The organism is Kitasatospora sp. NPDC059747, assembly GCF_042732955.1.
In the GTDB taxonomy this organism is placed as follows: Bacteria; Actinomycetota; Actinomycetes; order Streptomycetales; family Streptomycetaceae; genus Kitasatospora.
Window position 1 is genome coordinate 1 of the sequence record NZ_JBHWGV010000172.1, and the last position, 14,619, is coordinate 14,619.

Sequence of the window (14,619 nt, forward strand, 5' to 3'; positions counted from 1 at the left end):
GGCATTCGCTGCCCGCCCCGCCGCCGTCCGCGCTTTAGGCGCCGGACACGAACTTCTCGTTGCCCGCGCCGGGGACGCAGTCGAACAGGATGATCCGGTTGTTGTTGTCCCAGACCGGGCCCGCGCCCGCCACGTTGAGGCAGCGGCCGCTGGCCGGGTTGAGGAACTGGCCGTCGGCGGTCACCCGGAACGTCTCGTTGGCCGCGCCGGGCACGCACTGCCACAGGATGATCGGCGTGCTGTTGTCCCAGGTCGGGCCGGCACCGGAGACGTTGAGGCAGCGGTTGCTCGCGGGGTTGACCAGCTGGCCCGAGGCGGTGAGCTGGAACTGCTCGTTGGCCTGGCCCGCGGCGCAGTCCCACAGCACGATCGCGTTGCCGTTGTCCCAGGGGCCCGCGCCCCAGACGTTGAGGCAGCGGTTGCTGGCCGGGTTGAGCATCGCGCCGGTCGGGCCGGCGGTCTGCTTGTCGGCGGAGGCGAGGGCGAACGTCTCGTTGGCCTGGCCGGTGACGCACTGCCACAGGATCATCGGCGTGCTGTTGGCCCAGGTCGGGCCCGCGCCGGAGACGTTGAGGCAGCGGTTGCTGGCCGGGTTGTACAGCTGGCCCGAGGCGGTCAGCTGGAACGTCTCGTTGCCGGCGCCCGGGACGCAGTCCCACAGGATGATCGGGTTGCCGTTCGCCCACGGGCCCGCGCCCGCCACGTTGAGGCACTGGCCGTTGGCCGTGGTGCGCAGCTGGCCCGAGGCGGTCAGCTGGTACGCCTCGTTGCCGGCGCCCGGGACGCAGTCGAACAGGATGATCGGGTTGCCGTTCGTCCACGGGCCCGCGCCGGACACGTTGACGCAGCGTCCGCTGCCCGGGTTGACGAGCTGGTAGGCGCGGTTGACCAGGCCGCCGATCCAGGAGGCGAGGTCGTCGACGCGGGCCTCGGAGGCACCGGTGCGGGTCTCGGCGGGGTCGGTGCCCAGGCAGCCGCCCTGCCAGGCGCGGCTGGTGACGGCGGCGACCGCCGGCTTGCCGTTCTCGGTGCGCAGCGCCGGGGCGCCCGCGTCGCCCTTGCAGACGGTGTCGGCCGCGGTCTTGGCGGCGAGGTCGGCGCCGGCGGCCGAGACCGCGGAGACGGTGAGCGCGGCGCTGTGCGGCGCGTTCGGCACCCAGGCGCTCGCGGTGCGGCCGAAGCCGGCGACGGTCAGGTCCTCACCGGCCGTCGGCGCGGCGGTGGAGACGGCGATCGGGGTGACGTCGTAGACCGGCGCGGCCAGGCGGGCCATCACCAGGTCGCGGTCGGCGCGCGGGGCGAACTCGGTGACCTCGACCGTGTGGCCGCCGACCGTGGCGGTGGTGCGGGTGCGCGGCAGACCGGTCGGGGCGGTGGTGGGGTCGGCCGGGTTGCCGGCGACGCAGGCGGCCGCCGACAGCACCCACTGCGGGGCGACCAGGGTCGCGGTGCAGGCGCGCGAGCCGGGGCGGCCGGGCTGGCCGATCGTCAGGGCGCCGACCGCGGGGTAGGTGCCGGCGGGGGCCGTCGCGGCGGGGCCGTCGGTGGCGTTGAGCTCCAGCAGCGTGGTCGAGCCGCTGGTGCCGCCCTCGCCGACCGGCGTCCAGTCGTTCTTGTTGACGGCCACGCTCGTGACCGTGCCCGCCGTGTTCAGCGTGGCCTTGATCGTGTGGTCGTCGCCGCGGATGTTGTAGACCTGCGGGATCTCCAGCGACAGGTACCCGGTGGACCCGGTGATCCTGAAACAGACCTCACTGGGGTTGGCCGCCCGGCTGTACAGCTGCACCAGGCCCGGCCCCGAGGCGCAGTCGGCGAGCACGATGTGCCCGTCGCCCGCCTTGAGGGTCACGTTGTGGTCCGCCAGGACCTTCGCGGCGCCCGGGTAGGAGTAGTCCTCCACCACCGCCGGTGCGACGGCATCCGCAGCCGATGCCGTCACCGCCGGAACCGACCCGGCGATCACCGGTATCGCCACCATCAGGCCCATGGGCCAGGCCAGTCTTCGAATTCCGCGTATGACGCGATTCCCGTGCACAAACTCTCCCGAAAAGGACATGCCCAGGGAGGTGCCAACACCCCCCAGAGCCGGCAAAGAAAAGACCAGCCGGACGGTATCGGTTCACATCCGTGCACGTCAAAGAGTAAATCCGCACCCGGGCGGCACATCTGACACCGCTTTGCACAAAAACTCCAGGATGTGTCCCGGTCTCCGGAAACACCGCCGGACGCCCGCCGATCATCCCGGTGAACTCCGCGCCCGGCTGCCATCCTGACGGTCATGGACCCCGTCACCGCCGTCCTCGCCCGCACCTGGCCCGTCACCCTGCGCACCCCCCGCCTCCTGCTGCGCCCGGTCGCCCCCGGGGACGCCCCGGTCATGGGCGAGCTGCTGACCGACCCGCAGGTCCGCGCCTTCCTGGGCGGCCCCGCCTGCGCCGAACGGGTCGAAGCCCGGCGGCGCGAATACCCGGCGAAACCGGGCGCGTGGGCGGTCGCGCCCGCGGCCGGCGGCGCGGCGATCGGCCTGGTCACCCTGGCCGCCGACTACCGCCGCGAGGGCCGGGCCGAGGTCTCCTACCAGCTGCTGCCCGCCGCCTGGGGCAGCGGCCTCGGCCGGGAGGCGGTCGCCGCCGCCCTCGCCTGGTGGGCGCGGACGGTGCCGGACGGCACCCCGGTGATCGCCGTCACCCAGCGGGCCAACCACCGCTCCCGCCGCCTCCTGTCGGCGCTGGGCCTGCAACTCGCCGACACCTTCGTGGAGTTCGGCGAACCCCAGTGCCTCTACACGACCTGACCGCGCCCCTCAGGCGCCGGCCGGCGGCCCGGTGCACGGGTGCAGGACGACACCGCCGCGCAGCCCCAGCCCGCCGGGCAGGTCGAAGCTCGCCCGCCGGTCCGCCACGGTGATCCGCTCGACGGCGACGGTGGCCCCGGCCGTGCAGCGCCCGGCGCGCACGGCCGCCAGTTTCCCCGCGCGCACCACGGCGATGAGCCCTTCGAGGTCGAAGACCACCTCGATGTCCACCCGGAGGGTGCCGACCGGCTGGTCGTCGACGAAGACCTTCACCGTGGGGTGGTGGACCGAGCGGACCCGGTGGTCCAGCAGGGCGACGACCTCCTCGCTGCCGGGCACCTCGCAGGTGCGCCGAGCCGCCTCGGTGAGCTTCGTGTAGGTGAGCCAGCCGCCCGCCAGGAGGTCGATCATGTCCAGCCCCAGGAAGCCGTGGACGACACTCTCGGCCTCCTGCCCGGCCGCGTGGGACAGCGGCCTGGTCAGACCCTCCAGGGCACTGAGCGCTCCCTGCCGGCGGAGGGTGTCGGCGAACGGCTCCACCGCCCCCAGGAACGTCGCCAGCGAATACGGGTCATCCGTCGCGACGATCGTCATCGTGCAGCTCCTCGAAGCTCGGCGGAAGGCGTCGGCCCGGTTTCGGCTCCAGCCGGACGCTGTGCCCGGCTGCGTCACCCCCGCCGCCGTGCTCGGTCAGCCCGGTCTCGGGGTTCCCCCATGTGCCCGGCGCGGCCGTCACGCGGGCCGTCACGGGGGGCGGCCGCAGGCGGTGGCGCAGCGTGAGAGCCGTCGTGGCGGCGAGGACGGCAGCGCCGAGGACGATCCAGAGCCAGGTCCAGTGGTGCGGGTGCGGGTGCGGGTTTGGCGTGGTGGTGGTGACGACGAGCGGGAGGACCTGGGCCACCGCGTGCGTGTCCGTGCACTCCTCCACGATGGAGTGGGGGCCCGGGGAGACGGTGGGCGGGAGGGTGACGAGCCCGGTGAACCGCCCGGAGCCGTCGGCCTGGATCGGGTGCGAGGTCGGCCCGTTGTCCAGGGCCAGGACGAGGCTGGGGCAGGCGCTCGCCCGGCCCGAGACGCGTACGACCGCGCCCGGTGAGGCGGTCACCGCCCGCAGGGGGGACGGCGTCGGTGCCGGTGCCAGGGCGTGGAAGTGCGCGTCGGCCGTGATCCCCGGGACGGACGCGCAGGACGCCCGCACGGTGTGGTCACCGACAGTGGCGTCCGGCGGCACGGTGATGCGGGTGGCGAGGTGCCCGTCGGCGTCGGGCGTGCCGGAGACGGGCGGCGTGCCGGTGTCCCAGGCCAGGGCGACGGCGTCGCCCGCCGGGCAGGCGAAGCCCGTCCCGGACACGGTCGTGGCGGAGCCCGGCGCGCCCTGGCCCGGATCCGCCGCCAGGGTGGCCGGTGCAACGGTCACCGCGTCGTCCCGCGAGACGTCCCCGCATGTCGCCGTGACCCTGTGTTCGACGTCTGCGGCATCCGAGGGCACCGGGAACGTGCCGGAGGCGCTCCCGTCATTGCCGATCGGGAAGTGCGTGATGCCGGGCCGCTCGTCCCACGCCACTTCGACGGTGGAGCCGGGCGGGCACGTGCCGTACCCGGACACCGTCACCCGAACGGTCCCCAGCCGCGGCGCCCGGGACGGTCTCAGTGTGATGGTCGGCTTCTGCGCGGCCGACGTCGACGGCGATGGCGACGGCGAGGGCGACGGCGACGGCGATGGCGACGGCGAGGGGGAGGGCGAGGGGGAAGGGGAAGGCGACGGTGAAGGCGAGGGCGATATGGCGAGGGACACGGCGGTCAGCAGCACGGCAACGCCGACCGACACCGCCTTCACCGCCGACTCCGTCCTCCGGCCCCCGACGCCTGGCCCCCGGTCATTCTCACCGCCGCACCGTTCGCATGCATCCCGCGCGTCACAGCGCGCAGCAGCCCTCCCGCCGCAGCGCCTCGCCGACCGCGAGCCAGTCCACGCCCCCGGGCGCCGCGCCCCCGGACGCCGCGACAGCCGGCCGCCGCGCCCCCTGCCCGCCGCCGCCGTCCACCAGCTCCGAGGGCCGGTACACCACCCCGTCGCGCATCACCCACGCCGTGCGCACCAGGTCCGCGAAGTCGTGCAGCGGATCCCCGTCCACCACCAGCAGGTCCGCCAGCTTGCCCTCCTCCACCGTGCCGAGGTCCTCCGCCACGCCCCACAGCCGCGCCGGCGCGGCCGTCGCCGTGCGCAGCGCCTGGGCCGGCGACAGCCCCGCGTAGCGGTGCAGCGCCCGCAGCCCCAGGTGCACCTGCAGGCCGACCGGGGTGAGCGGCGCGTCGGTGCCCAGCGCCAGCGCCCCGCCGTCGTCCAGGATCCGCCGGTAGACGGCCATCTCCCGCTGCAGGGCGCGCAGTTGGTCCGGCGTGGGCGCGATCCTCGCCTGTTGGCGTACCACCGCCGCGTCCCACGGCGGCATCAGCGCCGTCACCCGGGGATCCTCGGCCAGCGACGGGTCCGCGCCCACCAGGCAGAACGCCGAGAACGGCGTGATGATGATCGCGAAGTCCCCGCCCCGGTAGATCTCGTGGACGTCCTGGTAGCTGCGCCCGGTCGGCGAGGACACCCGCCCGTACTCCTGGCGCTGGGTGGCCTGCAGGTGCGTCGTCAGGTCCTGCCCCACCTGCACCCCGGGCGTCAGCAGGTGGCTGCCCGAGGGCACCCCGAGCTCGTGCGCCGCCCGCGCCGCCTCGGCCATCGTCGAAGCCGGCGCCCGCACGTACGTCTTGACGAAGTCGTACTCCAGCGCCGCCGCCCGCTCCATGCTGCGCCGCACCCCCTCGGCGGTGCGGTGGGCGCGGCCCATGCTGTAAGCGACGCGGGTGCCGTCGTGCAGCTCGCCGGTGCTCAGGAACCGCGGCCCGGCCATCTCCCCGGCGTCGACGGACTCGCGCAGGCGCGCCTGCTCGTAGGCGAAGCCGCCCAGCGAGGCGGTGCCGGTCACCCCGTAGGCGAGGTTCAGGCGCAACTGCCGCCCGCCGTAGGTGTTCTGGTACGGGTGGGTGTGGGAGTCCCACAGGCCCGGCAGCACGGTGCAGCCGGTGGCGTCGACCAGCCGCTCCCCGGCGCGGCGCGCGCCCTGGCGGTGCGGCTCGACGGAGGTGACGCGGTTGCCGGTGACGACGATGTCGACGTCCTCGCGCACCTCCTCGCCGGTGCCGTCCCACAGCCGCCCGGCGTGGATGCGGGTGACGTCCGAGCGCGCCGGCAGGCTGCGGGCGGTGCGCAGCGTGAGCGCGACGGTGCTCGCGCCGCCCCCGTCGCGCCCGATCAGCCGCAGCCGCCGGCCCGACAGGTACAGCAGCCGCTGGGAGTCGCCCGACCAGGACGGGTGGTCGGCCGCCTCGTCGGTCAGCCGCCTCGCCTCGCCCGCGGGTGTGCCGTCCGCGCCCACCGGCAGCACCCACAGCGCCGAGTCCACGACCAGCGCCAGGTGCCCGCCGTCCGGCGACCACACCGGGCCGCTGTCGCACCGGTCGGCCACCGAGGTGTCCGGCAGCGGCAGGTAGGCCCTCGCGCTGCCGTCGCGGGTGTCGATCACGCGCACCACGTTGTAGCCCTCGCGGAAGCGGTGGTTGAGCCGGTTCCGGTCGCACAGCGCGACGTAGCGCCCGTCCGGCGACCAACTCGGGCGCCCCGGCAGGCCGTTGCCGCCCAGCGGCGCCGCCGGCCTCGTCTCGGCGCCGGTCGCGAGGTCGACGATCAGCAGGGTGCCGGTGACGTCCTGACAGGCCAGCCGGGTGCCGTCGGGCGACAGCGCCGGGTTGAACCGCCCGCCGCGCGCCACGACCGTGTCCGCCCCGCCGTCCAGCACCAGCCGGTGCACGGCCCCCAGGCCATCGCCGCCCGCGCCGCCGTTCGCGGGGCCCTCCTCGGGGCCGTCGTACACGTACACCACGCTGCGCCCGTCGCGGCTCCAGGAGGGCATCTGCACGTAGTGGGCGGGGGAGGCCTGGAAGAGCTTGCGGGGCCGTCCGCCGATCGGCGCCAGCCACAGGGCGTTGAGCGCGCAGAAGACGACGGAGCGGCCGTCGGGGGAGAGCGCGGGCAGGTGGACGCCGCGCACGTCGCGCTCGTCGGTGGAGGCGAAGTCGCGCGCCTTGCGGCGGTAGCGGGGCCGCGGCACCTCCAGGCGGGCGGTGAACGGGATCTCCTTCGCGCCGTCCAGGGCGGGGGAGCGCTCGGTGAGGCGGCCGTCGGAGAAGTGGACGAGCCCGCCCTCGGGCGTCCAGGACGGCGGCAGCGGCGCGACGTCCTCGGTGCCGGAGACCACCGTGCCGTCGACGGCCAGCGACGAGCTCGCGACCTGGTAGGGGGCCGAGACCTCGCCGAACCACACGTACGCCACGCGGCCGTCGCGCGCGACGGCCGGGCAGGCGACGGTGCCGCTGGCCACGGTGCGCTGCACGCTCACCGGGCCGCCGGCGGCGGGGACGGCGGCGATGGTGCGCGCGCCGGCGGCGTCGGCGCGCACGAACAGAATCCGGTCGCCGTCCGGGTGCCAGGCGGGGTCGTAGTCCTCGGCGTCGGCCCGGTCGGTCAGGCGGGCCAGCCGTCCGGTGGCGACCTCCACCGTCCAGATGTCGTACGAGCTGCCGGTCACCGCGTCGCCGCCGCGCTCGGAGGAGAACGCGAGGAAACGGCCGTCGGGGGACCACGAGACGCCGCGGTCGTCCCACGGACCGGAGGTCAGCTGCCGCAGGTCCGACCCGTCGGGGGCCATCGTCCACAGGTGGAAGCCGCCGCCCTGGTAGGCGCAGAACGCGAGCGCCGAGCCGTCGGGCGACCACGCCGGGCGGGTCGGCTCCAGCCCGGGGGCGGTGAGCGCGCTCGCCTCGCCGCCGCCGCGCGCCAGCGCCCACAGGACGCCCTGGACCTCGATGACCAGGCGCTGCCCGTCGGGGGAGAGGGCGGCGCAGGCGTTGGTGCCCGCGGTGAACGCCAGCGTCCGCGACCGGCGGCCCTCCTCGGCGTCCCCCGCCGCGACGGCGGGCGGTGCGAGGGGCCCGAGCGCGGCCCCGGCGCCCGCGAGCGCGGCCGCCCCGATGAACCCACGCCGACTGACGTTCGACACGTTCTCTCCCTCGTCGCACCCGAACGGACGGAGCCCCGACGTTACCCGCCCGACTGTTGACGTATCGTCAAAATCTGTGTCACCGCAGACATTTAACGTCCCATGGCGGGGATAGCATGAAGAAATTTAGATGTAAAGGATAAAAAATTATGATGCTGCCCCTCCTTGAACGAGGAGGGGCAGCATCCAAAGGCGGACAAGCAGCACAAGAGAACACGGGGGAGACGGCGGTGCCCCCTTGGCACGCCAAGGGGGCACCGCAAGCAAAAGCATCACCTGGTCACTCCGGCAGGGCCGGGCGGCGTCTCCAGTGACGAGGTGGCGGTAACCGGCCTCTGCCCGGCAGGATCAGTGACCATGCGAATCCTGGTGATGGGTGGAACCTGGTTCCTGGGTCGGGCTGTGGTGGCGGATGCCCTGGCCCGAGGATGGAGCGTATCGACGTTCAACCGCGGCCTGTCGGGTGATGACATCCAGGGAGTGCACACCATCCACGGCGACCGCACGAATACTGATGATCTCAACCATCTTGCGGAGCAGGGACCCTGGGACGCTGTGGTGGACACCTCGGCGTCCGAACTTCCCCCGAGCACTGTCCTCAAGGGAGCTCGAACACTGGAGCCCGTCAGCGGCTCGTACGTCTACGTCTCCACAGTGAGTGTCTATGCCGGATGGCCCGATCTACCGCTGCGGGTCGGCGACGCGCTACTGGACGGGCCCCCTGACGCCGACAAGGACTACGGACGGAATCCAGAAGGCTGGAAGGGGCCGAACCTCCACTACGGCCGGCAGAAGGCCGGCTGCGAGCGCGCGGTGCTTGCGGCTTTCGGTGAGGCCCGGGCATGTTTCCTTCGGCCGGGTGTGATCCTCGGGCCGGGAGAGTACGTCGGTCGCCTTCCTTGGTGGCTGAGCCGTACGCAGCGAGGTGGCGCGATCCTGGCTCCCGCACCCAGCGGTCAACCGATTCAGCCGGTCGACGTACGCGACGTCGCGACGTTCGCACTGGACCGGGCCGCGGCAGCGACGGGCGGCACCTACAACGTGGCCCACCCGGACGCCATCACCTTTGCCGAGTTCCTCGAAACGTGCCGGAACGTGACCGGCGGCTCCGGTCACCCGGTGTGGGTGGAACCGGAGGTGCTGCTGGAAAACGGGGTGAAGGAGTGGACGGAGCTGCCGCTGTGGCGGACCAATGCCGGGGTCTGGGCGGTGGACGCCGGCAGCGCGGTGGAGGCCGGGCTGCGCTGCCGGCCCCTGCGGGAGACCATCGCGGACACGTGGGCGTGGTGGCAGGCTGACGGACGCCCCGTGGACCACCCGCGCTGGGCCGACCACGGGATCGACCTGGACAAGGAAGCGACGATCCTGGCTTCGCTGAGCTGATCAGCCTTCAACGGCAAGCGGTCCCGCGCCGAGCTGGTGCGGGGCCGATTGCCGGGCAAAGTCCTCGATCCTCTCACCCAACTCGACAGCGAGCGTGGCCTGCGCGTACTGGCCGTCGGTGAGCCCGCGTCGCACCCGCGTCGCACGGGCCAGAAGCCCGGTGGCACGTTGCTCTGCCGGCACCGTCCACATCGCTTCAAGAGCCTGCGCCGCGCCGTCGAGGTCACCTCGCAGAAGCCGAGCGGCGGCCAGGTCCGCACCAGCGCCACCCATCACGCGGGCTGAGCGGGCGGCTGAGCACCTCGCACGTGCGAGATCCAAGGCCTGAGCCGCGAATGCCTCGGCCCGGCCTCCGTCGCCGATGAGCAGACAGGTGGAGGCGTTCGACATCGCCGCACGCTCCACGGTGAACCCGAACTCGCCGCCCACATCGTCGTGAAGATCATCCCTGCGCCCACTTCCGTCCGCCACGGAAGCATCCAGAGCCCTCTGTGCGGAGACTGCATCTCCCAGGTGCCCGAAGGCGCGGGCCTCGATGGCCGCCAGCCTGCGCTGCGCCACGTCGCCCAGGCCGTTGAACCCCTGCGCTGCGCGCGCGAGCCGTGCGGCCTCGGCCGGCCGACCCGAGAAGTAGGCGATGTACGCAAGCGTGCCGCCGGCGAACGCCCGCAGCGGATCGAACCGGGCCGCTTCCCCGTACAGTGCGGCCGATCGCGAAAGCCGCCTCGCTCCATCGAGCGAACCGAGATCGAAGGCAGCGGTTGCCAGAAGCGCGCAGGCCTGCCCGGCAATGATCAGCAGCTCCTGCTGCTGGGCGGGGACCTGGGTGCGGTCGCGGTTGGCCTCGGCCAGCTCCCGCATCTCCTTCGCCTTCTGGAAGACGACATAGGTCGGTGTGGTGACGTAGCCGCGCGCCAACGTGGCCACGTCGTCGCGTAGCTGGTCAAGCGCGATGTCGGAAACGGACGCGGCCGCGGCTGCGCCGGCCTCGTTCTGGGCGTCCCGTGCAGTCATGTCGATCTCGTCTTCCAGGTTGAACGCGGGTGCGGGTAGATCCGAGGGAGGCGGATCGAACAACGTCGCAGCATCGATGCCGAGCATGTACTCCAAGACCCGGCAAGTGTCCGTTCCTGGCAGTGTCTTGACCCTGCCGGAGGTCCAGCGGCGGAACTGGGCCTCGGACACCGTGAGATTCCGGGCGCCATCGTCAAGGCATTCGGACGCCGCACGCCGGAAGTGCCGTTCGAAGTCGACGTATCGCCAGCGGCGTTGGTCCACCAGGATCTTGAGCAGTGTGTGAGTGGTCGCTCGCATCTCGGTTCCTTTGAACGCCCGGCGTCGGGCACCGGGCCAACTCCCTCACCCCAGAGGACCTTCCCAACATCACCCGACGCAACCCCATTCCGCCACGCGATACCCGGATGCCACCTTGGTGCCATGTCGGTCACCCGGAAGAGTGCCAGGTGATACCTGCCGCGTGATGGTGATGACATGCCGTTTGCGCCGACCCTTGGTCAGCAGCCAGGCGTTGGCCGAAGTTCACGGCTCACCTGTCGTGGCCGCATCCCCTCACGCTTAGCCGTTGCGCGTCCCGGCTTCACGCCTCCGCTGTCAACGGCCCGTCCATCCTGGGAGTTCATATGCCCAGCAGCACCGCCACGGGGCAGTGCTCGACCCTCATCCCTCAAGGGATCGGCGAGGCCCGGCGCTTCAAGGCCGTGGTCTACCTCTCCAAGACCGGTACCGCCTTTCCCGAACTGGAAATGCAGAGTTGTGAGGAGTACGCGCAGGAGTTCGGCTGGGGCATCGCCTTGACCGTGGTGGACGAGGAGGTGGAGAAGTCCCCGGACCGACGGCGGATGCTCCAGGCCGCCTTGCAGAAGATCACGGACGGGGAGGCCGACGCGATCCTGGTGCCGAGCAAGGCGGCCATTTCGCCCATCGAGGGTGAGTACAACGAGTTCGCCGCACGAGTCGAGAAGGCCGCAGGGTTCGTTCAGGTGGCAGCCCGACGATGACCGGCCGGTACACGATCATCCCCGCCGACACCCTCAACGGGGCCTCGTACCCGGTTTGGGTCGTTCGCGACCACAAGACCGGCACGCTGGTGAAGGCGCTGCCGCCGGCCGACTCGCCGCTGCGCTTCTACTCGTACCACCGCGCCCGTACATGGGTGGCGCGGAACGAACGGTCCTGCCCGGACATGGAGCACGCGTGATGTCCGCGGTCCTTCCTCCGTGTCGCTACGAGATCCGCCTGATCGACTCGCGCAGTCCGCACTTCCTCCTGCTGGAGTGCTGGGGGATCTGGGACCGCGAACAGCACCAGTACGTGCGTGTACCGGGCTCCTCGGAGCGGATCAGGCGCTTCTACACCATGTCGGCTGCTGAGGCATGCCTGCGCAACTCCCTTACCAGTCAGTGAACAACGGAGGAGATCACGTTGCACGACCTCGTCGCGAGTCCGTTCCTCGACAACTTCGTTGTGCTGCTGCCGGGCCGGCTGGAGGGCATCCGGCTGCCCGAACGACGGTTCCGGGAGCTGGAGCGCGCCCGTGACTCCGGGGCCGGTCTGCCGTTCTGGCTCGCGGACGCCGCCCGCGCCCGCTGGGGCATCAAGCCGACGATCCGACCGGCCGGCGAAGCCGTGCTGATCCGCGACGCCCCGGTGTACGGGCACAGCCGCGGGAGCTGGGAGATCAACCTCGGCTGCGACCTCGACTGCCAGCACTGCTACCTCGGGGAGAAGCGGTTCGCGGGCCTGGACGACAAGGGCAAGCGCCGCCTGCTGCTGACTCTGCGGGACGCCGGGATCCTGTGGCTCCAGATCACCGGAGGCGAGGCGCTGATCGACCCGCATTTCGCCGCCTCCAGCCGGCTCGCGCACGACCTGGGAATGATGATCGAGGTACTGACGAACGGTACGCGGCTGTCGAACCCCGCCACCCTGGAAGCGCTTGCCGCATGCAGGCCGTACAGGGTCACCGTCTCCCTCTACGGGGCCACCGTGGAGACGTACGACTCGTTCACCCGGCGCCGGGGCGCCTTCAAGCGGGTCACGCGCGGCCTGGCTGCCGGGATCGAGGCCGGCCTGCCACTGAAGCTGACGCTGATCGTCACCGCGCAGAACGCGCACGAGCACGACCGAATGCGCGGACTGGCAGCCGAACTCGGGCTCCCCTATGAGGAGTACACCCACATGTCGCCGACGATCTACGGCGGCGCCGAATCGCTGGCGTCCCAATCGCCCGCTCACCTGAAGCCGCTCGAACGGTTCACAGGATGCAACGCGGGACACACGTTCCTGCACGTCGACCCGCACGGACGGGCTTCGATCTGCAAGGTCGGCCGCGATGAGCAGATCGACCTCCTGGCCGAGGGAGTCCAGGGCCTCGCCCGGCTCGGCGGAATCGCCGACCGCCTCATGCTTCGCACCGGTGGGTGCTCCGGCTGCCTGCTCTCCGGCAACTGCTCGGTTTGCCGGCCGCTGGCCAAGCGCTACCAGGAAGCGAAGGCACCACTGAACACCTACTGCCGGCACGGACAGAAAGGAAGTGCAGCATGACCGCTGTCGTGGTCGAGATGACCGCCACCCGGTCCAACAGCGAGGAGGAGCTGGAGTTCATCGACGACATGGAGGTCCACGGGGCCGAGGCCCTCCCCGGGTGCGGCGACGACAACCCGTACAACTGAATCACCCGTGAGGCCCGGCGTGTTGCCGGGCCTCACGGCCTTTTCTGGGAGCCTGTACCCATGCCGACCACCCGCATCCACTGGGGCGACCTACCCGCCGCTGTTCACAAGGCTGTTGAGATCGAACTGGGAACCCCGGTCCTCTCCGCCGTAACCGTCGGATCCGGCCGGAACTCCGAGATTGCCGTCAAACTCACCACCGCCGAGGGCAACGCCTTCGTCAAGGGAATGCAGCAGAGCCACCGGTGGGCGTGGACGCAGCGGCGAGAGGTGGCGATCAGCCCGTTCCTCGAAGGCCTAGCCCCCAAGCTGCTGTGGCACCTGGAGGCCCACGGTTGGAGCCTCATCGCCTTCGAACACGTCAAGGCCCCCCATGCCGACTACCGGGCGGCCGGAGACTTGGAACTGATGGTCGACTCCCTCAGCCGGCTCGTCTCTACCCCATGCCCTCCGATCGAGCTCCGTCGTGCCGAACAGCGATGGGCCGCCTTCGTGGACGACCCCGAAATGCTGTCCCGATTCGCCGGCGCCTCCCTGCTGCACACCGACCTGAACAACGAGAACGTCCTGATCCGAGGAGACCGCGCGCTCCTGGTCGACTGGGCGTGGGCCACATGCGGAGCACCGTGGATCGACCCGGCTCTCTGGGTGATCTGGCTGATCGCCGCAGGCGGCCACAGCCCGGCCGAGGCAGAGGCGTGGGCCGCCAGGGTCCCGGGATGGACGACCGTCGATCCGAAAGTGCTGGACGTCTTCGCGCAGGCGCAGTCCCGCATGTGGGCCGACATCGCCGGAGACGATCCGGACTCGTGGACCGCCGGGCTGAATCAGGCGGCTCGGCAGTGGGCCTGCTACCGGAAACGTCACTGATGCTCGCGAAGCCGGCACCCGCCCGGGCCCTGGCCGACCGGCTCATGGTCGTCCCGCCGAAGGACCTGAACCCACAGGCCCCGGCCACCGGCCGCTACAGCAGTGCCATCGCCACGGTGGCGGGCGAGAACCGGGTCTCCCACCCCGACCTGGCGGTGGCCCTGCTCGACCAGACCGACGCGCCCACCCACCACCGTGTGCAGTGGGCCGTCTCCCACCGCCCCACCCGGCACGGCGCCCCGGGCGGATCGGTCAGTCGATCTCGACGTGGTTGATCGTGCAGTCCGGCAGGTCCCCGCCGTCGTCCCGGCCGAAGCGGTGGGAGCCGGTCTGGCCGTGGCACTCGTAGTCGAACAGGCCCGAGTTGTGGCCCGACTGCCAGTGCCGCACCCCGTACGCCTTCGCGTACGACTCGCCGGAGTTGGCCCAGCACGTCCACTTGCCGGCCCCGTCGCGGGCGGCGAAGAGCTGGGCCGGGCCGTCGCACGGCCAGGCGTCCGTCCGCACGGAGGCCGGCCGGGCGGCGGCCGGCGCCGCCAGGGCGACCAGCGGGGCCGCGCCCGCGACGGCCAGGGCGACGGCGGCGTGCAGGATCCTGCGCATGAGTGGTTCTCCTCGCGTTCCCGGGTGCTGGGGTGCGGGCCCCCCCCGGCCCCGACCCCCCCCCCGCCCCCCCACCCGAGCACGCACTCCTGCGACGCCGGCGGCGGGCTCTTGTCCCTGACGGCGCCCGGCGCGCCCCGCGCCCGCAGCCGCCGGCCGGCGGCGGAGG

The 14,619-nt window shown here is 72.2% G+C and carries 14 protein-coding genes; 8 read left to right on the top strand and 6 right to left on the bottom strand.

Features of this window, described 5'->3' with window-relative positions:
• Positions 1–34: 34 nt before the first annotated feature.
• Entirely contained in the window at positions 35–1,978 is a 1,944-nt protein-coding gene (locus ACFV4G_RS40205) for a ricin-type beta-trefoil lectin domain protein (protein WP_380448002.1), read from the bottom strand.
• Positions 1,979–2,278: 300 nt separating this feature from the next.
• Here ACFV4G_RS40205 and ACFV4G_RS40210 point away from each other — a divergent pair, with 300 nt between their 5' ends.
• Positions 2,279–2,794, top strand: a complete 516-nt coding sequence (locus ACFV4G_RS40210; RefSeq protein WP_380448004.1) for a GNAT family N-acetyltransferase — start codon at positions 2,279–2,281, stop codon at positions 2,792–2,794.
• Positions 2,795–2,803: 9 nt separating this feature from the next.
• On the opposite strand, the gene ACFV4G_RS40215 is transcribed toward ACFV4G_RS40210, so the two are convergent.
• From ACFV4G_RS40215 to ACFV4G_RS40225, 3 genes are all read right to left on the bottom strand, one after another.
• Entirely contained in the window at positions 2,804–3,388 is a 585-nt protein-coding gene (locus tag ACFV4G_RS40215; protein WP_380448006.1) for a hypothetical protein, read from the bottom strand.
• The gene (locus tag ACFV4G_RS40220; protein WP_380448008.1) at positions 3,366–4,406 is read right to left on the bottom strand and encodes a hypothetical protein; all 1,041 of its coding nucleotides are present in this window, start codon (positions 4,404–4,406) and stop codon (positions 3,366–3,368) included. Before ACFV4G_RS40220 ends, ACFV4G_RS40215 begins: the two co-directional genes overlap by 23 nt.
• A 304-nt stretch (positions 4,407–4,710) precedes the next feature.
• On the bottom strand, positions 4,711–7,902 hold the full coding sequence (locus ACFV4G_RS40225) for an amidohydrolase family protein (protein ID WP_380448009.1): 3,192 nt from the start codon (positions 7,900–7,902) through the stop codon (positions 4,711–4,713).
• A 357-nt stretch (positions 7,903–8,259) separates the two neighbouring features.
• On the opposite strand from ACFV4G_RS40225, the gene ACFV4G_RS40230 reads away from it, so the two are divergent.
• On the top strand, positions 8,260–9,285 hold the full coding sequence (locus ACFV4G_RS40230; RefSeq protein WP_380448011.1) for an NAD-dependent epimerase/dehydratase family protein: 1,026 nt from the start codon (positions 8,260–8,262) through the stop codon (positions 9,283–9,285).
• Here the strand turns inward: ACFV4G_RS40230 and ACFV4G_RS40235 are convergent, their stop codons facing one another.
• Positions 9,286–10,599, bottom strand: coding sequence for a DNA-binding protein (locus ACFV4G_RS40235; RefSeq protein WP_380448013.1), 1,314 nt, complete (start codon positions 10,597–10,599; stop codon positions 9,286–9,288).
• Between the two features lie 326 nt (positions 10,600–10,925).
• On the opposite strand from ACFV4G_RS40235, the gene ACFV4G_RS40240 reads away from it, so the two are divergent.
• From ACFV4G_RS40240 to ACFV4G_RS40265, 6 genes are all read left to right on the top strand, one after another.
• The gene (locus ACFV4G_RS40240; RefSeq protein ID WP_380448015.1) at positions 10,926–11,303 is read left to right on the top strand and encodes a hypothetical protein; all 378 of its coding nucleotides are present in this window, start codon (positions 10,926–10,928) and stop codon (positions 11,301–11,303) included.
• Positions 11,300–11,503 (top strand): hypothetical protein, encoded by a 204-nt coding sequence (locus tag ACFV4G_RS40245; protein ID WP_380448017.1) that lies wholly within the window; start codon positions 11,300–11,302, stop codon positions 11,501–11,503. Before ACFV4G_RS40240 ends, ACFV4G_RS40245 begins: the two co-directional genes overlap by 4 nt.
• Before the next feature lie 224 nt (positions 11,504–11,727).
• Complete coding sequence (locus ACFV4G_RS40250) at positions 11,728–12,849, top strand: radical SAM protein (RefSeq protein WP_380448019.1); 1,122 nt, start codon at positions 11,728–11,730, stop codon at positions 12,847–12,849.
• Positions 12,846–12,977 (top strand): hypothetical protein, encoded by a 132-nt coding sequence (locus ACFV4G_RS40255; protein WP_380448021.1) that lies wholly within the window; start codon positions 12,846–12,848, stop codon positions 12,975–12,977. The genes ACFV4G_RS40250 and ACFV4G_RS40255 overlap by 4 nt, the downstream gene beginning before the upstream one ends.
• A 60-nt stretch (positions 12,978–13,037) precedes the next feature.
• Entirely contained in the window at positions 13,038–13,847 is an 810-nt protein-coding gene (locus ACFV4G_RS40260; RefSeq protein WP_380448023.1) for an aminoglycoside phosphotransferase, read from the top strand.
• Positions 13,847–14,122, top strand: coding sequence for a hypothetical protein (locus ACFV4G_RS40265; RefSeq protein WP_380448024.1), 276 nt, complete (start codon positions 13,847–13,849; stop codon positions 14,120–14,122). The genes ACFV4G_RS40260 and ACFV4G_RS40265 overlap by 1 nt, the downstream gene beginning before the upstream one ends.
• Here the strand turns inward: ACFV4G_RS40265 and ACFV4G_RS40270 are convergent.
• On the bottom strand, positions 14,100–14,450 hold the full coding sequence (locus tag ACFV4G_RS40270) for a hypothetical protein (RefSeq protein WP_380448026.1): 351 nt from the start codon (positions 14,448–14,450) through the stop codon (positions 14,100–14,102). The genes ACFV4G_RS40265 and ACFV4G_RS40270 overlap by 23 nt on opposite strands.
• Positions 14,451–14,619: the final 169 nt, after the last annotated feature.

Coding starts and splice junctions, on each gene's coding strand:
- ACFV4G_RS40205 (WP_380448002.1), bottom strand. CDS start 1,978: ATGGTGGCGATACCGGTGATCGCCGGGTCGGTTCCGGCGGTGACGGCA.
- ACFV4G_RS40230 (WP_380448011.1), top strand. CDS start 8,260: ATGCGAATCCTGGTGATGGGTGGAACCTGGTTCCTGGGTCGGGCTGTG.
- ACFV4G_RS40240 (WP_380448015.1), top strand. CDS start 10,926: ATGCCCAGCAGCACCGCCACGGGGCAGTGCTCGACCCTCATCCCTCAA.
- ACFV4G_RS40235 (WP_380448013.1), bottom strand. CDS start 10,599: ATGCGAGCGACCACTCACACACTGCTCAAGATCCTGGTGGACCAACGC.
- ACFV4G_RS40215 (WP_380448006.1), bottom strand. CDS start 3,388: ATGACGATCGTCGCGACGGATGACCCGTATTCGCTGGCGACGTTCCTG.
- ACFV4G_RS40210 (WP_380448004.1), top strand. CDS start 2,279: ATGGACCCCGTCACCGCCGTCCTCGCCCGCACCTGGCCCGTCACCCTG.
- ACFV4G_RS40255 (WP_380448021.1), top strand. CDS start 12,846: ATGACCGCTGTCGTGGTCGAGATGACCGCCACCCGGTCCAACAGCGAG.
- ACFV4G_RS40265 (WP_380448024.1), top strand. CDS start 13,847: ATGCTCGCGAAGCCGGCACCCGCCCGGGCCCTGGCCGACCGGCTCATG.
- ACFV4G_RS40260 (WP_380448023.1), top strand. CDS start 13,038: ATGCCGACCACCCGCATCCACTGGGGCGACCTACCCGCCGCTGTTCAC.
- ACFV4G_RS40270 (WP_380448026.1), bottom strand. CDS start 14,450: ATGCGCAGGATCCTGCACGCCGCCGTCGCCCTGGCCGTCGCGGGCGCG.
- ACFV4G_RS40245 (WP_380448017.1), top strand. CDS start 11,300: ATGACCGGCCGGTACACGATCATCCCCGCCGACACCCTCAACGGGGCC.